Annotated in this window: 19 protein-coding genes, 1 tRNA gene and 2 pseudogenes; 9 read left to right on the plus strand and 13 right to left on the minus strand. The window is 66.1% G+C overall.

Annotated elements, in window-relative coordinates; all coding sequences use genetic code 11:
* The first annotated feature begins 261 nt into the window (after positions 1-261).
* Positions 262-1,179 (plus strand): YihY/virulence factor BrkB family protein, encoded by a 918-nt coding sequence (locus ACN0RJ_RS05020; RefSeq protein ID WP_417719542.1) that lies wholly within the window; start codon positions 262-264, stop codon positions 1,177-1,179.
* A 200-nt stretch (positions 1,180-1,379) separates the two neighbouring features.
* On the opposite strand, the gene ACN0RJ_RS05025 is transcribed toward ACN0RJ_RS05020, so the two are convergent.
* Positions 1,380-2,429, minus strand: a complete 1,050-nt coding sequence (locus ACN0RJ_RS05025; protein ID WP_417719543.1) for an AI-2E family transporter — start codon at positions 2,427-2,429, stop codon at positions 1,380-1,382.
* A gap of 246 nt (positions 2,430-2,675) precedes the next feature.
* Here ACN0RJ_RS05025 and ACN0RJ_RS05030 point away from each other — a divergent pair, with 246 nt between their 5' ends.
* Positions 2,676-3,278 carry an exopolysaccharide biosynthesis protein gene (locus tag ACN0RJ_RS05030; protein WP_417723590.1) on the plus strand — a complete coding sequence of 201 codons (603 nt, stop codon included), beginning with the start codon at positions 2,676-2,678 and terminating at the stop codon, positions 3,276-3,278.
* A gap of 7 nt (positions 3,279-3,285) precedes the next feature.
* Here ACN0RJ_RS05030 and ACN0RJ_RS05035 read toward each other — a convergent pair whose 3' ends face one another.
* The gene (locus ACN0RJ_RS05035) at positions 3,286-3,738 is read right to left on the minus strand and encodes an Lrp/AsnC family transcriptional regulator (RefSeq protein WP_417719545.1); all 453 of its coding nucleotides are present in this window, start codon (positions 3,736-3,738) and stop codon (positions 3,286-3,288) included.
* A gap of 72 nt (positions 3,739-3,810) precedes the next feature.
* Here ACN0RJ_RS05035 and ACN0RJ_RS05040 point away from each other — a divergent pair, with 72 nt between their 5' ends.
* Together ACN0RJ_RS05040 and ACN0RJ_RS05045 are read left to right on the plus strand one after the other, a co-directional pair.
* Complete coding sequence (locus tag ACN0RJ_RS05040) at positions 3,811-4,404, plus strand: LysE family translocator (RefSeq protein ID WP_417719546.1); 594 nt, start codon at positions 3,811-3,813, stop codon at positions 4,402-4,404.
* A gap of 116 nt (positions 4,405-4,520) precedes the next feature.
* Positions 4,521-5,483, plus strand: coding sequence for an acetyl-CoA carboxylase carboxyltransferase subunit alpha (locus ACN0RJ_RS05045; protein WP_417719547.1), 963 nt, complete (start codon positions 4,521-4,523; stop codon positions 5,481-5,483).
* A gap of 13 nt (positions 5,484-5,496) precedes the next feature.
* Here ACN0RJ_RS05045 and ACN0RJ_RS05050 read toward each other — a convergent pair whose 3' ends face one another.
* Together ACN0RJ_RS05050 and ACN0RJ_RS05055 are read right to left on the minus strand one after the other, a co-directional pair.
* On the minus strand, positions 5,497-6,150 hold the full coding sequence (locus ACN0RJ_RS05050; RefSeq protein ID WP_417719548.1) for a GntR family transcriptional regulator: 654 nt from the start codon (positions 6,148-6,150) through the stop codon (positions 5,497-5,499).
* Between the two features lie 33 nt (positions 6,151-6,183).
* Complete coding sequence (locus ACN0RJ_RS05055; protein ID WP_417723591.1) at positions 6,184-6,876, minus strand: M48 family metallopeptidase; 693 nt, start codon at positions 6,874-6,876, stop codon at positions 6,184-6,186.
* 107 nt (positions 6,877-6,983) lie between these two features.
* Between ACN0RJ_RS05055 and ACN0RJ_RS05060 the strand changes: the two genes are divergently transcribed.
* From ACN0RJ_RS05060 to ACN0RJ_RS05075, 4 genes are all read left to right on the plus strand, one after another.
* Positions 6,984-7,304, plus strand: coding sequence for a TIGR02300 family protein (locus ACN0RJ_RS05060; protein ID WP_417719550.1), 321 nt, complete (start codon positions 6,984-6,986; stop codon positions 7,302-7,304).
* Between the two features lie 97 nt (positions 7,305-7,401).
* Positions 7,402-7,477, plus strand: a tRNA-Ala gene (locus ACN0RJ_RS05065).
* 170 nt (positions 7,478-7,647) lie between these two features.
* The gene (locus ACN0RJ_RS05070; RefSeq protein WP_417723592.1) at positions 7,648-7,815 is read left to right on the plus strand and encodes an AAA family ATPase; all 168 of its coding nucleotides are present in this window, start codon (positions 7,648-7,650) and stop codon (positions 7,813-7,815) included.
* Positions 7,816-8,024: 209 nt separating this feature from the next.
* Positions 8,025-9,169, plus strand: a protein-coding gene (locus tag ACN0RJ_RS05075) for an IS3 family transposase (protein WP_417723593.1) whose coding sequence is annotated in 2 segments (ribosomal slippage) — positions 8,025-8,277 and positions 8,277-9,169 — 1,146 coding nt in all. Because the reading frame shifts where the segments join, the coding sequence is not laid out codon by codon here.
* 36 nt (positions 9,170-9,205) lie between these two features.
* Here the strand turns inward: ACN0RJ_RS05075 and ACN0RJ_RS05080 are convergent.
* Positions 9,206-10,315 (minus strand): annotated as a pseudogene (locus tag ACN0RJ_RS05080) (IS3 family transposase).
* A gap of 71 nt (positions 10,316-10,386) precedes the next feature.
* Here ACN0RJ_RS05080 and ACN0RJ_RS05085 point away from each other — a divergent pair.
* Positions 10,387-10,818 (plus strand): annotated as a pseudogene (locus ACN0RJ_RS05085) (transposase); the annotation flags it as partial.
* 377 nt (positions 10,819-11,195) lie between these two features.
* Here the strand turns inward: ACN0RJ_RS05085 and ACN0RJ_RS05090 are convergent.
* From ACN0RJ_RS05090 to ACN0RJ_RS05125, 8 genes are all read right to left on the minus strand, one after another.
* Positions 11,196-12,482: a TRAP transporter large permease gene (locus ACN0RJ_RS05090; RefSeq protein WP_417722587.1), complete on the minus strand. Its 1,287-nt coding sequence runs from the start codon at positions 12,480-12,482 to the stop codon at positions 11,196-11,198.
* Positions 12,479-12,988 (minus strand): TRAP transporter small permease, encoded by a 510-nt coding sequence (locus ACN0RJ_RS05095; protein WP_417722586.1) that lies wholly within the window; start codon positions 12,986-12,988, stop codon positions 12,479-12,481. The genes ACN0RJ_RS05090 and ACN0RJ_RS05095 overlap by 4 nt, the downstream gene beginning before the upstream one ends.
* 27 nt (positions 12,989-13,015) lie before the next feature.
* Positions 13,016-14,014 carry a TRAP transporter substrate-binding protein DctP gene (gene dctP, locus ACN0RJ_RS05100; protein WP_417722585.1) on the minus strand — a complete coding sequence of 333 codons (999 nt, stop codon included), beginning with the start codon at positions 14,012-14,014 and terminating at the stop codon, positions 13,016-13,018.
* A 173-nt stretch (positions 14,015-14,187) separates the two neighbouring features.
* A complete protein-coding gene (locus ACN0RJ_RS05105) occupies positions 14,188-15,144 on the minus strand; it encodes a LysR family transcriptional regulator (protein WP_417722584.1) in 957 nt (318 codons plus the stop codon).
* Positions 15,145-15,239: 95 nt separating this feature from the next.
* Positions 15,240-16,085 carry an amidohydrolase family protein gene (locus ACN0RJ_RS05110; RefSeq protein WP_417723594.1) on the minus strand — a complete coding sequence of 282 codons (846 nt, stop codon included), beginning with the start codon at positions 16,083-16,085 and terminating at the stop codon, positions 15,240-15,242.
* Positions 16,082-17,404, minus strand: a complete 1,323-nt coding sequence (locus tag ACN0RJ_RS05115; protein ID WP_417722582.1) for an NtaA/DmoA family FMN-dependent monooxygenase — start codon at positions 17,402-17,404, stop codon at positions 16,082-16,084. The genes ACN0RJ_RS05110 and ACN0RJ_RS05115 overlap by 4 nt, the downstream gene beginning before the upstream one ends.
* Positions 17,401-18,600 carry an alpha-hydroxy acid oxidase gene (locus tag ACN0RJ_RS05120; RefSeq protein ID WP_417723595.1) on the minus strand — a complete coding sequence of 400 codons (1,200 nt, stop codon included), beginning with the start codon at positions 18,598-18,600 and terminating at the stop codon, positions 17,401-17,403. Before ACN0RJ_RS05120 ends, ACN0RJ_RS05115 begins: the two co-directional genes overlap by 4 nt.
* Before the next feature lie 210 nt (positions 18,601-18,810).
* Positions 18,811-19,821 (minus strand): TRAP transporter substrate-binding protein, encoded by a 1,011-nt coding sequence (locus ACN0RJ_RS05125; RefSeq protein ID WP_417722580.1) that lies wholly within the window; start codon positions 19,819-19,821, stop codon positions 18,811-18,813.
* Positions 19,822-19,849 lie beyond the last annotated feature (28 nt).

A 19,849-nucleotide genomic window follows, 5' to 3' on the forward strand; every position in this document is an offset into this window, starting at 1 on the left:
GCAACCTTTCCGGGTCCGGTGTGACGCATGACCGCGCGCACCGGAGACCACGCGGGACCCGTGTTTCAGCAGACCGCCCTTAAATCCGGGTTGAGGTTCGAATTCGTCTCAAATGCCCGCCGCATTTCCCCCGAGCGCCCTTTCGGGGCCCCCTCGCATTGACTGCGGGGCCCGGATTTCCAAAGGTCGGGCATGGACACCCGGCCGCGTCCCGATACATGGGTAAGGGACCGCTGCAGCGGGAACAGGAGAACAGACGGCATGAGCGACACCGCTACCGCCCCGATGCAGACGCCGCGCATCAGCGTCCGGAACTGGCTTCTGGCGATCTGGCGCACCTGGCTTCGGATGGACGAACGCAACCTCGGGTTGATCGCTGCGGGGGTGGCCTTCTACGCGTTTCTGTCGCTGTTCCCGGCGATGACGGCCGTGGTGGCGATCTGGGGATACCTCGCCGATCCGGTGGTCATCTCGGACCAGATGGAGCTGCTGCGCGACATGGTGCCGGAAGAGACCTTCAGCCTGCTGACGGCGCAGGTCGGGGCGCTGGTCGGGGCGAACCGCTCGACGCTGCAATGGGCGTCGATCTTTTCCATCGTTCTGGCGATCTGGACCGCGCGGGTGTCGGTCGCGGCTCTGATACGGGGCCTGAATGCCGTCTACGAGAAACCGCACCGGAGCAATTTCTTCCGCCGCACCGCCGTGGCCTACCTGCTGACCGCCCTGCTGGTGGTGGTCGCGCTGGTGGCCTTTGCGGCGGTGGTCATCATTCCCGCCGCGCTCGCATTCCTGGGCTTGCCCGTGAAGATCGAGATCGCGGTCGAGGCGCTGAAATGGCTGATCGTGCTCGGCGTGGTGTTCTTTGCCATCGCTCTGGTCTACCGCTACGGGCCGAACCGACGCGCCCGCCGCATCCGCTGGTTCACGCCCGGTGCGACCCTGGCCATGCTGGGATGGGCCATCGGGTCGTTTGCCCTTGCCAGCTACGTGCGCAATTTCGACCGCTTCAACGAGGTCTACGGATCGCTCGGAGCGGTCGTCGCGCTGCTGCTTTGGTTCTATCTCAGCGCGCTGGTGACCTTGCTCGGCGCGCAATTGAACGGAGAGCTCGAAAACCTCGCTCCCGGCTCGGCGGACGGCACGCTGATCCCGTCCGACGACGACCCCGAAAAAATGTGATCTTGCGCAGGAACCTTTTGCGGGGGGCGACGTTCTCATCTCAAGGACGCCTGTCCTGTCCCTGCCCCGGGTCGCACCCTGTCCCGACTTCCCTCAGCGACCCGGAACCCTCATGTGCCCCGCCTCTCCCCAGGCGGGGCCTTTTTTTGTCCTGGGCCTTTGTGTCGGGGGCAGCGCGCGGGCGGCGCCGCCCGCGCGCCTCAGGCGGCGCGGACGTTGGACCGGGCGGTGGGGCGCTCGTCGAAGATGTCGAACAGCTTGATGAGCATGACCGTGATCGGGATCGCGAGAATGCCGCCGGCGGGCCCCCAGAGCCAGAGCCAGAACACCAGCGAGACGAAGATCAGGAACGGGTTGACGGCGATGTGCTTGCCGACGAGGCCCGGCGTCACGAACTGCGCCTCGATCATGTTGAGCGCCAGGTAGATCGCGGGCGGCGCAAAGCTGAGCAGCCCGTCATAGTTCAGCATCCCCGACAGCAGCAGGGCAATCGCCATCGCCGCCGGCCCGAGGTAGAGCACGAAGTTCAGCAGCGCCGCGGCAATGCCCCAGACGATCGCGCCGGGCAGGCCGAAGATCGTCAGCGCGATGCCGACACAGACCCCCAGCCCCAGATTGATGATCGAGATCATCGCGAAATACCGCGAAACCGCGTGTTCGGCGGCGCAGAACCTTTCCTTGATGACGCCGGTATCGACCCGCGAGCCGATATGGCGCGACATCCAGTCGTAGATGCCGTTGCGCGTGAGCATGAAAAAGAACATGCCGCCGAGAAAGATGAGGAACTGCGCCAGCAGGATCGGCGCGAGCAGCAGGGCATCGGTCAGACCGGGCATGTCCGCCACCGGCGAATCCCCCCCGTCGCTGCCGAGCGCCTGCCCCATCTCGCGGTTCACTTCGTCAAGACCCCGGATCAGGTCGCGGTATTCGAACAGCAGGCGGCGGATCTCGTACTTGACGGTCGGAATCTGGTCCACGGCCGTCCAGAAATACGGCTCCGCCATGAACGCGATGGCCCCGGCGACGAAGAACAGCAGGACCATCAGGATCAGCACCACGGCCGGGCGCGGCAGACCGAGACGCTCTCCCCTGTCGACGAGCGGGGCAAAGATCACGCCGGTCACCACCGCCATGAGCAGCGGGGCAAAGATGTCCTGCGCGAGTTTCAGCCCGACCAGAACCGCGAGAACGGCGAGGATCAGCGCGGAAATCCGCAGGGTCGTATCTGAAGTTGTGGGGGTCCGGCTCATGGCATACCTGCATTGGGGGTCAATGCAACGCAACCTCCCGCAGCACGCGCGGGTTCCCGCCAATGTGAACATCCTTCGCGGAACCTTGCGTGTTCCCCCCGCGCCCGACCTGCCCTAAACGGGGGGCGCCGGCCTGCAGGGCGACGTGTCCGGGGCCGGCAACAGGTTCCGGGTGCAGGTCGGGAACCGCGGACAAGGCCGTCGCGTTCCCCCCTTCGGCCGGGGCTGACCGGGAGCAGGGATGACATGACCGAATATGCCGCTGGAAACGCGCGCCGCCCCGTGGGCGAAATCGTCGACAAGCTGAATGATGCCGTACCCGAAGGCGACGTCACGATCGGAGAATTGCTGAAATCGCTCGGTGAATCTTCGCTCGTGACCGTGCTCTTCGTGCCGGCACTGCTGGTGGTGTCGCCGCTGTCGGGCATACCGCTGTTCTCGTCGGTCTGCGGGCTGCTGATCGCGGTGATATCGGCGCAGGTGCTGTTCGGACGCAAGCACCTCAGCCTGCCCGGCTTCATCATGCGCCGCTCGATCAGCGGCGTTCGCGCCCGCGCGGCCTTGCGGCGTGTGCGCGGCATGACGGACTGGCTCGACACCCACACGCGGACCCGGTGGCGGTTCGTCTTGCGCAGCCCGATGCGGCAGTGGATCTACGTGCTGTGCCTGTTCTGCGGCGCCGTGATGCCGTTCCTCGAACTCGTGCCGTTCTCGTCCTCGATCCTCGGCAGTGCCGTGCTGCTCTTTGCGACCGCGCTGATCGCCGGGGACGGCCTGCTGGCAGGGCTGGGGATCGGTGTGATGACCGCCGCAGCGGTGACGACGCTCTATCTCTTCGACGTGCTCTGAGCCGCGCTCAGGCCCGGTCGTCCTTGGGCGAGCCCATCACCACGTAGGAGGTGATGGCATTGACCTGCGGCAGCGTGCCCAGCACCTCGGTGTGAAAATGCTTGTAGGCGGCAAGGTCCGCCGCCTCGATCCGCAGCATGTATTCCACGTTGCCGGTGATGTTGTGACATTCCCGCACCTCGGGCGCCCGCGCCATGGCGCGCTCGAACGCCTCCTGGGCGCTCTTGGTGTGGGAATTGAGGCCGACCGTCACGTAGGAGGTGAACCCGACACCGGTCTTCTGCGGATCGAGGACGGCACGATACCCCTTGATGACCCCGGCCCGTTCGAGCGCGGCCACCCGCCTCAGACAGGCCGAGGGCGACAGCCCCACCTTTTCGGCAAGGGCAAGATTGCTGATCCGCCCGTCGCGAAGCAGTTCCTGCAATATCCGGTCGTCCAATCGGTCACGTGTCACCATAAATTGCATGATGAACGCCATGACGCGCCAAATTGCAATCAAATGCCATGCGCTATGCGCGATTATTGCGGCATGACACCGGATCTCCTCCTCGCTCTCTCCGCCTTCGCGCTGGTCACGGTCATCACGCCCGGCCCCAACAACCTGATGCTCATGGCGTCGGGCGCGAATTTCGGCATCCGACCCAGCGTGCCGCACATGCTGGGCATCGGCATCGGCTTTCCGGCGATGGTGCTGCTGGTCGGGCTCGGGGCGATGCAGGTGTTCGACCTTTGGCCGCCGCTGCTGGTCATTCTGAAGGTCGCCTCGGTCGCCTACATGCTCTGGCTGGCCTGGAAGATCGCCCATGCGGCCGCCCCCGGCGAAGGCAGGAGCGCCGCGCGCCCCCTGTCCTTCCTGCAGGCTGCCGCCTTCCAGTGGGTCAATCCCAAGGCCTGGTCGATGGCGCTCGGCGCGATCACGCTCTACGCCGCGGACCGCCAACTCTCGGCGGTGCTCTGGGTCGCGGGCACCTACGTGGTGATGTCGGTGATCTCGACCACCGCCTGGACCGCCATGGGCAAGGGATTGCGGCGGATGCTCACCAACCCCGTGCGCCTGCGGGCCTTCAACTGGACCATGGCGGCGCTGCTGCTCGCCTCGCTCGCGGCGGTCCTGCTGCGATGACCCCGGCGCGTCGGCCCCGGTCGTGCGGGGCACCGCGAGGCGGCGCGGCGCCGCTTGCTTTGTTGCATCCCCCCGCCACTGTCGCCATATAGTCGCCCAGCAACAAGGTGCCGGGCATGACGCATTATCTCGACTTCGAAAAACCGCTCGCCGAAATCGAAGGCAAGGCGGAAGAGCTGCGCGCGATGGCGCGCAAGAACGAAGACATGCATGTCGAAGAGGAAGCCGCCGCGCTCGATCGCAAGGCGGCGGATCTTCTGCGCGATCTCTATCGCAAGCTGACCCCGTGGCGGAAATGCCAGGTCGCGCGTCACCCCGACCGCCCGCATTGCAAGGATTACATCGAGGCGCTGTTCACCGAGTACACGCCGCTTGCCGGGGATCGCGGCTTTGCCGACGATCATGCCGTGATGGGCGGCCTGGCGCGCTACCAGGATCGCCCCGTGATGGTGATCGGCCACGAAAAGGGCAACGACACCCAGTCGCGGATCGAGCGGAATTTCGGCATGGCCCGTCCCGAGGGCTACCGCAAGGCGATCCGCCTGATGGAGATGGCCGACAAGTTCAACCTCCCGGTCATCACGCTGGTCGACACCCCCGGCGCCTATCCCGGCAAGGGTGCCGAAGAGCGCGGCCAGTCCGAGGCCATCGCCCGCGCGACCGAGAAATGCCTCCAGATCGGCGTGCCCCTCATCACCGTCATCATCGGCGAAGGCGGCTCCGGCGGGGCCGTGGCCTTTGCCACGGCCAACCGCGTGGCGATGCTGGAACATTCGGTCTATTCGGTGATCTCGCCCGAAGGCTGCGCATCGATCCTCTGGAAGGATGCGGAGAAGATGCGCGAGGCGGCCGAGGCGCTGCGCCTGACCGCCCAGGATCTGCTGAAGCTCGGCGTGGCCGACCGGATCATCCCCGAACCCCTCGGCGGCGCACACCGCGACCGGGCCGTGACCATCACCGAGGTCGACCAGACCATCACGGCGCTTCTGGCGGAAATGGACGGCATGAAGCCCAAGGCGCTGATCAAGGCGCGCCGGGACAAGTTCCTGAACATGGGGGCCAGGGGGCTCGCCGCCTGAGCCCGCCCCGCCGTCAGCTCGTCAGCATCTTCAAACCCTGCGTCACGTCGGAGCGCACCGCCAGCCGCAGGCCCGGCTCGTCCCCCGCCTTCAGCGCGGCGATGATGAGCCGGTGGTACTGCGGCGCTTCGGTGCGCCGCAGACGTCCGTAGAGCGCCCGCATCGTCGGTCCGAGTTGCAGCCAGACCGTTTCCGCCATTGCCAGCATCGCCGGAGCCTGCGCCCGAAGGTAGAGCGTCCGGTGAAATTCGAGGTTCGAGCGGATGTAGCCCACCGCGTCGCGCTCATCGACCACGTCGGAAATCGTCGCGTTGATCGCGTGAAGCCGGTCGATCAGCGCCATGTGCGCCCGCGGCAGGGCGCGCGAGGCCAGTTCGACCTCGATCAGCGCCCTGAGCGCCGCCAGCTCCTCGATCCGCTCGTTCGACAGTTCCGGGGTCGACACCCGCCCGGACGAGGACATCGACAGCGCCCCTTCCGCCACCAGCCGCTGCACGGATTCGCGGGCCGGAGTCATCGAGACGTCGAACTCCCGCCCTATGCCGCGCAGGGTCAGTGATTCGCCGGGGGCGATCTGGCCCAGCATGATGCGCGTCCGCAGGCCGCGATAGACGCGTTCATGCGCGGAGAGGACGGTTTCCGAAGGGCGTGTCAGGGGGGTGTTCATGGCTGCGGATCGTGATCACGAACGCCGCGCGCGTCAATCTCCGAAACGGTATCGGTGCAGCGTCGCACCCTCCTCCCGCAGCCACCGCCGCGGGGTCTGCCAGTCGCCGTAAAGCCGTTCGACCACGCTCCAGAAGGCCGCGGAATGGTTCATCTCGGCAAGATGGGCGACCTCGTGCGCGGCGACGTAATCCAGCACCTCCGGCGGCGCCAGGATCAGCCGCCACGAATACATGAGCGCGCCGTCCATCGTACAGGACCCCCAGCGCGACCGCGTATCGCGAAGCGTGAGGCGGCTGTAGGGGCGCCCGAGCGTGGCGGAATGACGGTCCGACGCCGCCGCCAGCCGCTCGCGCGCGAGCGTGCGCAGAAAGGCGCGCAGACGCACGGGGATCTGCTCCGCCTCGCCCGGCACCAGCACCGCGCCCGGCTCCAACCGGACAGAGCGCCCCGAAGAAGGTCGGATCTCTTGCAGGACCCCCTCGATCGGCAGCAGCGCGCCGGGGCCCATGGTCACATCGTCGCCGCGCGCCTCGAGGTGTCCGCGCAGCCAGTCCTCCTTTTCCTGGAGGAAACAGATCGCCTCGCGCTCGGGCAGCCGCTTGGGCAGGGTCAGCGTCACCCGCCCGTCGAGTTGCGACAGACGCAGGGACAACCGGCGCGCCCGCGCGGAGCGGCGCAGGGTCACGAAGATCGGGGGGTTGCCCGGAAGGGTGATCTGCCCCATATGCTGAGCCTCGAATAGGAATAGGCCAAAGCCTTTGACACCACCCCCCTGTTATGGCAGAGGGCGCGGATTGTCGACATGACCGGACAGCGTAAAGGGAACCACCCATGCCCAAAGAAGAATGGGGCACGAAGCGTGTCTGCCCGACCACGGGCAAGCGCTTCTACGACCTGAACAAGACCCCGATCGTCAGCCCCTACACCGGGGAAGTCCTGACGCTCGACACCGGCAAGCGCACGATGCTTGCCGCCGATTCCGCCGACGGCGCTCGCCGCACCCGGAAGGAAGAGGAAACCGAAGAAGTCGATCTGCTCGACGATGATGTCGAAGTCGATCTGGATGACGACGATGATGTGCTCGAGGACGAGGATGACGACAACGTCTCGCTCGACGAGATCACCGACGTTCCCGGAGAAGACGACGACTGAGCCCGAATAATGCCGAGGGCGGTGTTTTTTTCGCTTGAACCCGCCCACGGCTTTTCGTAGATCGTCGCGCACGGCGCCGGAAGCGGCGCCCGAGAATGGGGCCTTAGCTCAGCTGGGAGAGCGCTTGCATGGCATGCAAGAGGTCAGGGGTTCGATCCCCCTAGGCTCCACCATTCCCCTTTTTGAAAAGCATCAGATAGTTCTGCCTTTTCGTCACAGGATTTACTTCTGCCGCGCAGACGGGTGCTGTTTTCCCTGCGAAAATTTTGTGCAGCCTCGATCCATACACATCGCGTGTCGATCGTTTCGCAGCGCTTCGCTAGGTCAAATTCGCGGAAGCCCCATGAGCGACCGCTTCTTCGTCGTGACGGGCGGCCCCGGTGCGGGCAAGACCAGCCTGATCACCGAACTCGCCCGTCGCGGCTTCCACAAAATCCGCGAATCCGGCCACGCGATGATCCGCGAAGAGAGGGCCAGCGGCGGAGACGTCCTCCCTTGGACGCCCTTCTAGGAGTCAAGCGGCGATCTGGGACTGATTGATCTGCTTCTGGCGCCGCATTATGATGCCGAAGACTTCTCGGGCGATATCGCATCACGCGCCTACTTTGTCTCTGCGCAACTGGCGCTCTGACCGGATTCTTGAGCTACCCCCCGAAATTCGGACACTGACATAAGCTACGATTTGCAGTCTGCTGATCTTCGACGAGAAGGAGATCAGAGATGTCGAAACGGAAGCAGCACGCGCCTGAGTTCAAGGCGAAGGTCGCGCTGGAAGCCCTGAAAGGCGAGGAGACGGCTGCCGAACTGGCAAGCCGGTTCGGGGTGCATCCGACGATGATCCATCAATGGAAGCGAGCCCTGCTCGAAGGCGCCTCCGGTGTGTTCGAACGCGGGGGCCGCAAGAAGCCGGAGATTGACGAGGAGCAGGTGAAGGAGCTCCACGCCAAGATCGGGGAGCTGGCGGTGGCCAACTCTTTTTTGGAACGAAAGCTGAAGCCCTGGGGCGGGAAGTGAGGCGCGGCATGATCGAGCCTGACCACCTGGATCTGTCGATCGGCCAGCAGTGCAAGTTGCTGTCGATCGCGCGTTCGTCTTTCTACTACACGCCCAAGGGCGAGACCGAACAGAACCTCGGCCTGATGCGGCGGATCGACGAGCAGTTCTTGGAGACGCCGTTCTTCGGTGTCCGGCAAATGACCTGGCACCTGCGCAACGACGGCCACCTAGTGAACGAGAAGCGCATCCGGCGGCTGATGCGCCTGATGGGGCTAGTGCCGATTTACCAGAAGCCCAACACGAGCAGGCCGACGAAGGGCCACAAGACCTATCCCTACCTGCTCAGAGGTCTACGGGTGGAACGCCCGAACCAGGTCTGGTGCTCGGATATCACCTACCTGCCCATGCGGCGCGGGTTCCTATACCTCGTGGCGATCATGGACTGGCATACCCGCAAGGTCCTGTCCTGGCGGATCTCGAACACGCTGGAGGCCGACTTCTGTGTCGAGGCGCTGAACGAGGCCATCCACAAGTTCGGCCCGCCAGAGATAATGAATACGGATCAGGGATCCCAGTTCACGTCCTTTGCCTGGACGGATCGGCTCCGCCGGTCCAGCGTGCGCATATCGATGGATGGGAAGGGCCGTTTCCTCGACAATATCTTCATCGAGAGGCTGTGGCGCACCCTGAAATACGAGTGCGTTTACCTGCATGCCTGGGAGACCGGATCGGAGACGAAAGCGGCGATCCGGAAATGGATGACCTTCTACAACCACCAGCGGCCCCACGCCGCCCATGGCGGACAGCCGCCCGCCGTGGTCTACTTCAACCAAATCGAAACCGACCTGCAAGGGCAGAGAATAGCTTAAATCGCGTCAGAAACTGTCTAACCGATGGGGAGTAGCTCATTCGTTGTTGTAGGACCAGAGCCACTCGGTGGCAATCTGCTGCACCTGTTCGATGGTTTCGAAGATATGGAGGTCCAGCCATTCGTGCCGGACCGTCCGGTTGTAGCGCTCGACATAGGCATTTTGCTGCGGTTTCCCGGGCTGGATGTGGGCCAGGGCGATGCCTTTGTGTTCGGCCCTTTCCATCCACTGCCCGGCAGGGCATCACGCAGTGATGTCCCGAGAGGGAAGGTGCCGCTGATGTATTCCGGGCCGTTGTCCACCCTGATCGTCTTCGGTGGCCACGCCATTCGATGATCTGGTTCAGGGCCCGGACGACCCGTTCGGCGGGCAGCGAGAAGTCGATCTCGATGCCCAAGCCTTCACGGTTGAAGTCGTCCAGGACGTTCAGCAAGCGGAACTGGCGACCGTCCCCCAGGCGATCTGCCATGAAGTCCATGGACCAGACCTCGTTCACACCTTCCGGCACCTTCAAGGCCTCGGGCTTGTCCCGCTTCAGCCGCTTGCGCGGCTTGATCCGCAGGTTCAGCTCCAGCTCGCGGTAGACCCGGTACACGCGCTTGTGGTTCCACCCGTGCCCCTGGGCATTGCGCAAGTACAGGAAGCACAGGCCGAAGCCCCAGGTCTTCTTCGACTTCGTGAGCCCGAGCAGCAGGTAAGCGATCTGCTCGTTCTCATCGTCCAGCTTGGGGCTGTATCGATAGCACGTCTCGCTGACATCGAACGCTCTGCACGCAAGCGCGATGCTGACGCCCTTAAATGCCACTGCCTTCACGGCCAACTCTCGGCGTTGAGCTGGCCGTCACATTTTTTTCCGAGCGCCTCCTTCAGCAGGTCGTTTTGCATGCTGACATCGGCGAACGTTCGCTTCAGGCGGCGGTTCTCCTCGGCCATCGCCTTCATCTCGCTGATCAGGCTGGCATCCATGCCGCCATATTTGGCCCGCCACTTGTAGAGCGTGGCACTGCTCCTCCCATGTTCGCGGCACAGCTCGGCCGCTGGCACGCCGCCCTCCATTGACGCAGCACACCCCTCTCGGGACATTGCTGCGCAATGCCCTGCCGGGCAGTGCATGATCTGGGCTTGGGTAAATCGTGTCTTCTTCATCGGAATCTCCTCGTTCACCCTGCCGAGAAAATTCTACTTCCGCATCCCACTAAGATCGGGGGGGATTACCACATAAACACCGAAACCTGCTCGGCCATGCTCCCCAGCACCTGCATGACGAGTTGACGACGGACTACCGGGACATGAGCTATGCCGGCACCGCAGCCAAGATCGAAACACACCGCAAGGCTTTCCTGCGGAAATGGCGGCTCAAGTGCCGAGCCGTGGCCGCCAGCCTCGAAGAAGCTGGCGAGCGTCTCTTCACCTTCACCCGCCGGGACCCATGGCAATGGAAGTCAGCGAAGACCACCAACGCCATAGAACGCCTCGACGAGGAATTCCGACGCAAAATCAAGACCCGGACCGTGCAGCCCTGCGCCGAGATCGTGTCGATGCTGGTCCGGGCCTTGCTGACCTCCGGCCGTATCCAGATGTGGAAGGTCGATGGCTGGGAAACGCTCTCACAACCCATCGAGCCTATCGCGCTTTACCTCGCCGCATGATCGGACGCACCCTCACATGGCCGGAGAACGCCGCTTGGGAATTTCCACAGCATTCGCGACACGACCGGCGGCCGCTTGGGGGTAGTCCTTTATCGAACCGTTGAAACATGCGCGTGCGACTGGGGTGGTCTTCGAAAGATGTGGAACGAGGGACGGTGACATCCAGCGGCAGATGGTGGCGCGGAAAACGGTGGTGGTCGTGGGAAACATGCGGGGCACGAGGCGGATTGCCGGGACAAGCCGGTTCCAGGTCGCCGCCGGAGGGGTGGTGGCGGCACCGTCTTGCGTTCGGCGGTCGTGCGGCGCACCGGGAGCGGCCGCGCGGGCGTCGGGAGCGGCCAACCGAAACGGCCCACCCGACGCCCCGTCCCGGGGGGTCAGTCCATGAACAGCCCCGGGAGGAACAGCGACAGCGGCGGCAGGTAGGTGACGAGGGCGACGACGCCCAGTTCCACCAGGATGAGCCAGGTCAGCGCCCGTGCCACCTTGCCGAAGGGGACGTCGCTGATGGCGACGGCGGTGAACAGCGTGTAGCCGAAGGGCGGTGTCGCCAGACCGACGCCGAGGTTCACGATCAGCATGATCCCGAGATGCACCGGGTCCAGTCCGAGCTGTTGGCCGAGCTGGATCAGGAAGCCGGCAAAGACGATCATGATGGCGATGGTGTCCATCAGCATCCCGATCGCCAGCAGGAACAGGTTCATCAGCAGCAGGATCACGATGCGGTTGTCGGTCAGCCCGGTGATCGCGCTTGCCACCCGTTCGGCCAGTTGCTCGTAGGCGACGATCCAGCCGAAGACGCTCGCCAGCGCGATGACGAAGGCGATGTTGGCCGAGGTCGCCATCGACCGCTGGATGATCCCGTAGAGCGACCTCCAGTCCAGTTCGCCGTGCAGCAGCAGCCCGACCAGCAGGCCGTAGGCAATGCCCACCACACCGGCCTCGGTCGGGGTGAAGACGCCGCCGTAGATGCCGCCGAGGATGATGACCGGCGCCAGCAGCGCCCATTTCGCCTCCCAGGCGGCGGCGGCGAACTCGCGAAGGGTGGCGCGCTCCTCGACGCGGGGCAGTCGGGTCACGCGGGCATGCAGGTTGCACACGATCAGCAGCGACACGGTCATCAGCAGGCCGGGAATGATGCCGGCGAAGAACATCCGCGGCACCGAGGTGTTCGAGATCACCCCCCAGATCACCATCGGGATCGACGGCGGGATGAGGATGCCGATGGGGCCGTAGGCGGCCGCCAGCGCGGCGGCGAAGCTGCGGCTGTAGCCGCGGGCCTCCATCTCGGGGATCATCTGCCGCCCGATGGCGGCGGTGGTCGCGGGTGCCGAGCCCGAGATGGCGCCGAACATCGTGGCCGAGAGCACCGCGACCATGCCGATGCCGCCGCGGAACCGCCGCGCCACCACCATCGCCAGCTTCACCAGCCGGTCCGACAGCCCGCCGGTGTGCATGAGATCGCCCGCGATGATGAAACAGGGCAGCGCCAGCAGCGCGTAGACGTTGAGCCCGGCCACCATCTGCTGCACCGTCACCACCGGATCGACCCCGATGGCGAAGAGCGCCGCGATGCTGACCAGACCGATGGTGATGGCATAGGGCACGCCGAGGATCAGCAGCCCCACCGATCCGACGAGCAGGATCCAGTCCGCGCCGGTCATGTCGCCGCCTCCGCATCCGGGCGCGTGCCGGTCAGGTCCGCCCCGAGGCAGGCCGCCGAATGCAGCACCAGCAATCCGCCCGTCACCGGCACCGACAGGTAGAGCATCCACATCGGATAGCCGATCGCCGCCGAGGTGTTGGTCCAGACCAGTTCCGCCAGCCGCCAGCCGTCGCGCACCAGAAAGGCGCCGAAGCCCGCCGCGAGCACGTGGCGCAGCCAGCCGAGCATCCGCGCCGGGCGCCCCGGCAGCAGGTCCTCGAGAAAGGTCAGGCGCAGGTTCTGATTGAAGCGCACCGCCGTCGCCGCCGCCAGCAGCGCCGCCCAGACGAAGAGCAGCGTCGCCAGTTCCTCGGACCAGGACAGCGGGGCGTCGAGCAGGTAGCGGAACACCACCTGAAGCAGCAGCGCGAGGATGAAGCCGACGGTCATCAGCACGACGGCGAGGGAACACAGCCGGGCGAGCCAGAAGCTCGCCCGGTCGATGATGCGGAATGCGGGGGTCATGACCGGCTCAGCCTTTCGATGCGCCCGTCACTCGTTCGCGGCTTTGAGCCAGGCGTCAAGCCGTTCGCCGCCGATCTTGTCGCGGAACTCGGCATAGACCGGGGTCATCGCCTCGCGGAAGGGGGCGGTGTCGGTCACGTCGTTGATCTCGATCCTGCCGCGCTCCTTCAGGGTGGCGATGATCTCGGTCTCCTGCTGGGCGCTGCGCACCCGTTCGTTCTGGCAGGCGGTCTTGGCGGCGGTCTTGAGCGCGACCTTCTGCGTGTCCGACAGGCGGTTGAACGAGGCCTTGGAGATCATCAGCGGCGAGGCGGAATAGACGTGCCGCGTCAGCGACATGTACTTGGCCACCTCGTCGAGGTTGGCCCCCGCCACCACCCAGGCCGGCACCTCGATGCCGTCGATGGCGCCCTGCTGGAAGGCGGTGATCGTGTCGCCCCAGGCCATCGGCACCGGGTTGCCCGCGAGGCTTTCGAACATGCCGATGAAGATCGGGCTCTGCATCACGCGGTACTTCGCGCCCACCACGTCCTCGGGCGAGGTCACGGGGCGGACGTTGTTCAGCATGTGCCGGTAGCCCGCCTCGCAGAAGGCCAGTCCGACGATGCCCTTGGCGTCGAGCGTCGACAGCAGATCCTCGCCCAGCGGGCCATCGAGGATCGCGGCCGCCTTTTCCTGGCTGGAATAGAGGAAGGGCAGATCGTTCACCACGAATTCCGGCACCACGTTGGCGACGACGGAATTGGTGATCACCGCCATGTCGAGCGTGCCGAGCTGCAGCCCCTGCACCATCTCCTTTTCGTCGCCGAGCTGGCGGTTCGGAAAGAACGAGACGTCGAATTCCCCCGGCGCCAGCTCTTCGAGCGCCTTGGTCAGCTCGCGCCAGGTGATCTTGTAGACATCGGTTTCGGCATCCGCCGTGGCCGAGCCGAGGCGCAGCTTCACCGGGTCGGCCAGCGCGCCCGTGGCCGCAAGCGCCGTCAGACCGGCACAAAGTGCCAGCCGCGAAAGGGTCGTTCTCATCATGTGCTGTTCTCCTCCCATGCGGGACCGCGCCTGTGGGCGACACTCTCCTCGTATCGTCCCGCGCGTCTTTCCCTGTCCGATCCAAACATCAATGCAACTGGTATTTCAATAGTATTCTAGTCATTGGTGCCGCTCCGATACATTTTTTTTCCGCTCCGCGCGGCCCCTGCCCCCTAGGCCGCGGTCACCCGCACCTGGATTCCCAGCGGTTCGCCCAATTCGTCGATCTGCGCGCCCGACCAGCTTTCGAAACGCTGCGCCATGTCCTGCACCAGCCATTGCGCCGCCGGGCCCGGCGGGTGGTCGGCGCGATGCGCGGCATAGAGCGGAAACCACAGGTGGCGGCCGCTGTAGATCGCGAGGTCCAGTTCCACCAGGTCGCCCCGGTCGATGTGCGGGCGGGCGAGATGGCGCGGCATCAGGCTCCACCCGAAGCCGTTCAGCACGAAATCGAGGCGGCTGAACTGGTCGACGAAGCTCCAGGTGCGCGCGCCCATGATGACCCCCCTCACCCGCTTCGAGCGGTCCGACAGGATCAGTTGCACGTGCTCGTCCAGGCTCTCCTGCGTGATCGGCCCGGCACAGCGGGCCAGCGGGTGCGACGAGGCGGCGACCACGGTGATCGGCACGTTGCCGAAGAACCTCAACTGGATGCCCGCCATGCCGTCGGAAACCGGCGAATAGATCGCGGTCGAGGCGATCCCCTCCTCCAGCGACTGTTCCGGCGCACCGAGCCCGTCGCCGATCAGCGTGACGGAAACCGACGGGTAGCGGGTGTGGAAGTCCTTGAGGCTGGCAATCAGGATCTCGTTGGGAAAGACCTGTTCGATGGCCAGCCGCACCTCGGGTTCGGTTTCTTCCGAAATGCTGCGGGCGCGGGCGCGCAGGGAATCGGTGCGCGACAGGATGCGGCGCGCGTCGCCCAGGATCGCCGTGCCCGCGTCGGTAAGGCGCGGCAGCTTCTGGGAGCGGTCGAACAACTGCACCTGCAGCGCGTCCTCCAGCGACTGGATCGCCTGGCTGACCGCCGATTGCACCCGGTTCACCCGCCGCGCGGCGGCGGAAAAGCTGCCGCATTCCGCCACCGCGATCAAGGTCTGCAACTGATCCAGCGTGATGCGCGCGGCCATCTGAGTTCCTCCTCGTCCCGCATCGAGGATACCACTGGTATACCTGACGTTCAACGGGTCCGATGGATGGCGCGGCGGATGCATCGGCGGAACCGTCAGTCCACCGGGGAAAACCCGTAGAGCCGCGCCGGCGTCGCGCAGAGAACCGCCTTCACCTGCGCCGGGGTCAGATCCCAGTCGCCCAGCAGATCCAGCAGGCGCGCATCGTCGGGCCGGGTCTCGTCGGTTTCGGTCGGATGCGGCCAGTCCGATCCCCAGACCAGCCGGTCCGACACCCCGACCAGCGCGCGCGCCAGCGGGTAGAGGTCGCCGTACCCCGGCGCACCCTGCCGCGAGACATAGGAGGCCCCGGACAGTTTCACGAAGACATTGTCCCGCGCCGCCAGCCTCAGCAGCGCCCTGACCGCCGGATGATCGAGGTCGACATCCCCGGAAAACCGCCCCATGTGGTCGAGCACCACCGTACAGGGAAGCGCCGCGATGGCCTCTTCCCGTTCGGGCAGTTCCATCCCGTCGAGCTGCACCTGCACGTGCCAGTCGCTGCCCCGGATGCGATCGGCCATGACCGGCAGATCCTCCCACGTCAGCAAGCCGCCGCGCATCTGGTGAAAGCGGAAACCCCGCGCGCCCTGCCCGCGCAGATCGGCCAGCGTCTCGTCCGTCGCATCGGTCGGCACGGTGACGATGCAGCGCGCGCTGTCGCCGATGCGCGCCACCGCCTCCAGCGTGCAACGGTTGTCGAAGCCGTAGGTGACGGGCTGCACGATCACCGTCCGGTCGATCCCGAGTCGGGCGCGCATGGCAAGGTAGTCGTCGACCAGGAAATTGCGCGGGAAGAGATAGGCCCTGTCCGAGGGCGGAAAGCGGTCGTCATAGATGTGCATGTGACAATCGCAGGCCCCTGCGGGCACGGTCAGGCGGGGTTTGGTGTCGTGGCTCATGCCGCCACCTCCGGGAGTTCGAGATTTTCGCGCAGGGTGGAGCCGTCGTATTCCGTCCGGTAGATGCCCTTGGCCTGCAGGCGCGGCACCACCTCGTCGACGAAATCCTCCACGCTGCCGATGTTGGTGGTGGGGGTCACGTTGAAGCCGAAACAGCCGCTCGACCGCCAGAGACGTTCGAGTTCGTCGGCCACCTGTTCCGGCGTGCCCACGACCTGCGGCATCCCCGTGGAGCTGCCGAACATCCGCGCCGCATCGCGCACCGTGGCATCGCCGTTGCCGGTCATGTTGGCCAGCGCCATCAGCATCCCCTGCGAGGCCTGCGTGGTGTTGTCCGCCAGCCGGGAATCGAGGTCGAGCTTGCTGAAATCCAGCCCCATCGTCCCCGACATCCGGCACAGCGCCGCGTCGATCGGCACCCGTTCGGCCATCTCGGCCTGGTGGCGCCTGGCCTCGGCCTCGGTCCCGCCCAGCACGCACTGGATGCCGAAGGTCACCTTGGGCGTCTCGGCCCGGCCCTCGGCGCGGGCGGTGTCGGCCAGCTTCGCGACGAAGCGGGTCATCGCCTCGGCCCGCGGCTGGATCGAGAACACCACGTCCGCATGGCGCATCGCAAAGCTCTGCCCGCGCCCGGAGGACCCCGCCTGGAACAGCACAGGCCGCCCCTGGGGCGAACGCATGACCGGCGGAACGCCATGGCATTTCAGGTACTTGCCGTCAAAGGCAAGCTGCGCGACCCTGGCCGGGTCGGCGAACTGGCCGGTCGCGGCATCGGCCAGGATCGCGTCGGGCGCGATCCCGTCCCAGAGCTGGTAGCAGATCTCCATGTATTCGTCCGCATGGTCATAGCGTTCATCGTGGCCGAGCTGATCCAGACCCAGCGCCCGGTGTTCGCCGCGCAGATGGCCCGAGACGATGTTCCAGCCCACGCGCCCGCCGCTGAGGTGATCCATGGTCGAGATCCGGCGCACCGTCTGGTAGGGGTGGCTGCCCGAGGTCGACATCGTGACCGCCAGCCCGAGGTGCGAGGTCTCGGCCAGCATCACCCCGACCAGCGCCATCGGATCGTGGCAGGGCCAGCACACGCCCCAGCGCACGTAGTCGTCCAGGCTGTCGCGGTAGACGTCGAACCCGCCCGGCGTGTCGGCAAAGAAGGCGCCGTCGAACATGCCGCGCTCCAGCGTGCGGGCCAGCCGCTTCCACTGGTCGAACGATCCCATCGCGGCCAGCCGCCCGTCGTCGGGATCGGCCCAGCTGATCGCGGTGTGGTTGATCGGGCTGTGCATGTAGAAGCCGATCAGATGCATGTGATCCGTCATTGGTCTGCCTTCCTGTCTGTAAAGTCGGAGAGCACCGCCCCGCCCCGCGCGTCGCGCAGGCTGCCGGGTCCGGCGCAGCTGCAATCGGTCCAGCCCATCATCCCCATGACGAGCCCCAGTTCCTGGCGGTAGATCTCGAGCACGCGTTCGGCGCCCGCCGCGCCGCCCGCGGCTACGCCGAACATCGCGGGGCGCCCGAACAGCGCCGCGCTCGCCCCGAGGCACAGCGCCTTGGCAATGTCCGAGCCGCGCCGGATGCCGCTGTCGATCAGCAGCGTCATGCCGGGGCCCACCGCCTCGCGGATCTGCGGCAGCATGTCGAGCGAGGCCGGCGCCGCGTCGAGCTGGCGCGCCCCGTGGTTCGACACGATCAGGCCGTCGGCCCCGATGGCCTTCGCCCGCAGCGCATCCTCGGGATGCAGCACGCCCTTGACCACCAGCGGCCCGGTCCATTCGCGCCGGATCATCTCGAGCACCTCCCAGGTCTGGCCGGGGGCCGGGGTTTCCGAACCGTAGAGATCCGCCACCCGGTCCGCATCCGCGCCCTCGCCCGCATAGGGGCGCCAGTTCCGCATCATCGGAATGCCGCCGTTGCGCAGGTAGTCTAGCGTCCAGCCGGGGCGCGACAGCCCCTGCAGGATGACATCGGCGGTCATCTTCATCGGACGGGTGAACCCGTTGCGCATGTTGCGCTCGCGCTTGCCGATCACCGGCGTGTCGATGGTGACCACCAGCACCCGCACCTTCAGCGCCGTCGCGCGGCGGATCATGTCGCGGGTGATGTCGGGATTGCGGGTGCCGTAGACCTGAAACCAGGTGGTGTCCGGCGCGGCGGCCATGGCCTCTTCGATGGAATCGCAGCTGGCGGAGGACATGAGGTAGGGCACCCCCGCCCGCGCCGCCGCCCCGGCAAGGATGAGATCCGCGCCGGGGCGGAAGAATCCCGCGATCCCCATGGGCGAGATCCCGAACGGCGCCTTGTACTCGTGGCCGAACAGGGTCACCCGCTGGTGGCGGTGTTCGACGTCCACCAGGTAGCGCGGCAGCAGCGTGTAGCGGGCAAAGGCGTCGCGGTTGCGGGACAACCCGCCCTCGCCATCCACCCCGCCGTCGATGAAATCGAAGGCGATGCGCGGCAGGCGCCTGCGGGCCAGCACGGCCATGTCGTCGATGTTGATCGCGGTTTGTCTGGTCATCTCTCGGTCTTGTCCCGGTCCTGTGCCGGCGGCGTCGGCCCGCCGCACCTGTCTGTCTCTCTGTCACGCCGGCTTCCCGGCATTCCGATTACGCAAATACCGATACATCCCATCGGCTTGCGCGACGTTCTTCGGGTGACGGCGCAACACCGCCACCCCGCCCCGGCAGGCGCACCCGCCGGGGCCGTTGCCCTTGGCGAACCGGCGGCGCTACTTGCCGAGCGCCTCGCGCACCGCCGCCAGCGCCTCCTGCAGGGTGGCGTCCTCGCCCGCCCAGTCGGACCAGTAGCCCGCCCAGTCGGTGTTGTAGCGCGCCACGTCCTCGGGCGCGGCATCGACCACGGTCATCGCGTCGCGCAGGGTCGCCTCGGCCTCGGCGTTGGACTTGCGCCGCGCCTCGTTGATGAGGCCCTGGTGATCCGCCGCCGTCGCGTCGAGCACGCCGCGCAGATCGTCGGAAAGACCCTCGTAAAGCTCGGAATTGATCATCACGTATTCGATGGCGATGTGCGGATCGCAGAAATACGCCCAGTCGAGGAATTCCTCCCATTTCGAGCCGAGGATGTTGGGCGCCCCGGTGAACACCGCGTCGACCACGCCGCGATGCATCGCCTCGGGGACCTCGGCGGTGGTCAGCGTCACCGGCGCGCCGCCGTAGCGCTGGATGATGTCGCCCTGCTCGGGGCTGGAGCCGCGGGCGTTGCGGCCCTTGAAATCTTCGAGCCTGGTCATCGGCTCGCCCCGGCCATAGACGTTCTGCGGCCAGTTCTGGCCGGAGAAGATCAGGCTGCGGCAGCCCTGTTCGGCCAGTTTCGCATCGACGTAGGGCTTGAGCACCGGCATCGCCTTTGCCGCCTCCTCCTCGTTGCGCACGAGGAACGGCAGGCCGGTCAGCGCCGCCACCTTGGTCGTGCCCGCGATGAAGCCCTGGTAGCCGAGCGCCATCTCGACCTGGCCCTGCCCCAGCACGGTCACCGCCTCGGTGGCGCGGAACGGCAGTTCGCCCGCCGTGCGCACGGTGATGTCGAACGCGCCATCGCTGCGCGCGCGCAGATCGTCGGCAAAGGCCATGTAGAGCTGTGTCAGCGAATGGCCCGGACCGTAGTAGATCGTCAGGTTCCATTTCTGCGCAGCCGCCCCGGCCCGCCCGGCGGCGGCGGTCACCAGCCCCGTCGCGGCCATCCCGCGCAGCAGCGCGCGCCTGTTCATCTCTCCGAACATCTTGGTGTCTCCTCCCTTGGTTTCGGTT

The sequence above is a fragment of the Salipiger sp. genome (assembly GCF_048261495.1).
Lineage (GTDB): Bacteria > Pseudomonadota > Alphaproteobacteria > Rhodobacterales > Rhodobacteraceae > Salipiger.

Bases quoted from the DNA above. Each gene is read 5' to 3' on its own strand.
- ACN0RJ_RS05020 (WP_417719542.1), top strand. From the start codon at position 262: ATGAGCGACACCGCTACCGCCCCGATGCAGACGCCGCGCATCAGCGTC.
- ACN0RJ_RS05025 (WP_417719543.1), bottom strand. From the start codon at position 2,429: ATGAGCCGGACCCCCACAACTTCAGATACGACCCTGCGGATTTCCGCG.
- ACN0RJ_RS05030 (WP_417723590.1), top strand. From the start codon at position 2,676: ATGACCGAATATGCCGCTGGAAACGCGCGCCGCCCCGTGGGCGAAATC.
- ACN0RJ_RS05035 (WP_417719545.1), bottom strand. From the start codon at position 3,738: ATGGTGACACGTGACCGATTGGACGACCGGATATTGCAGGAACTGCTT.
- ACN0RJ_RS05040 (WP_417719546.1), top strand. From the start codon at position 3,811: ATGACACCGGATCTCCTCCTCGCTCTCTCCGCCTTCGCGCTGGTCACG.
- ACN0RJ_RS05045 (WP_417719547.1), top strand. From the start codon at position 4,521: ATGACGCATTATCTCGACTTCGAAAAACCGCTCGCCGAAATCGAAGGC.
- ACN0RJ_RS05050 (WP_417719548.1), bottom strand. From the start codon at position 6,150: ATGAACACCCCCCTGACACGCCCTTCGGAAACCGTCCTCTCCGCGCAT.
- ACN0RJ_RS05055 (WP_417723591.1), bottom strand. From the start codon at position 6,876: ATGGGGCAGATCACCCTTCCGGGCAACCCCCCGATCTTCGTGACCCTG.
- ACN0RJ_RS05060 (WP_417719550.1), top strand. From the start codon at position 6,984: ATGCCCAAAGAAGAATGGGGCACGAAGCGTGTCTGCCCGACCACGGGC.
- ACN0RJ_RS05070 (WP_417723592.1), top strand. From the start codon at position 7,648: ATGAGCGACCGCTTCTTCGTCGTGACGGGCGGCCCCGGTGCGGGCAAG.
- ACN0RJ_RS05090 (WP_417722587.1), bottom strand. From the start codon at position 12,482: ATGACCGGCGCGGACTGGATCCTGCTCGTCGGATCGGTGGGGCTGCTG.
- ACN0RJ_RS05095 (WP_417722586.1), bottom strand. From the start codon at position 12,988: ATGACCCCCGCATTCCGCATCATCGACCGGGCGAGCTTCTGGCTCGCC.
- dctP (WP_417722585.1), bottom strand. From the start codon at position 14,014: ATGATGAGAACGACCCTTTCGCGGCTGGCACTTTGTGCCGGTCTGACG.
- ACN0RJ_RS05105 (WP_417722584.1), bottom strand. From the start codon at position 15,144: ATGGCCGCGCGCATCACGCTGGATCAGTTGCAGACCTTGATCGCGGTG.
- ACN0RJ_RS05110 (WP_417723594.1), bottom strand. From the start codon at position 16,085: ATGAGCCACGACACCAAACCCCGCCTGACCGTGCCCGCAGGGGCCTGC.
- ACN0RJ_RS05115 (WP_417722582.1), bottom strand. From the start codon at position 17,404: ATGACGGATCACATGCATCTGATCGGCTTCTACATGCACAGCCCGATC.
- ACN0RJ_RS05120 (WP_417723595.1), bottom strand. From the start codon at position 18,600: ATGACCAGACAAACCGCGATCAACATCGACGACATGGCCGTGCTGGCC.
- ACN0RJ_RS05125 (WP_417722580.1), bottom strand. From the start codon at position 19,821: ATGTTCGGAGAGATGAACAGGCGCGCGCTGCTGCGCGGGATGGCCGCG.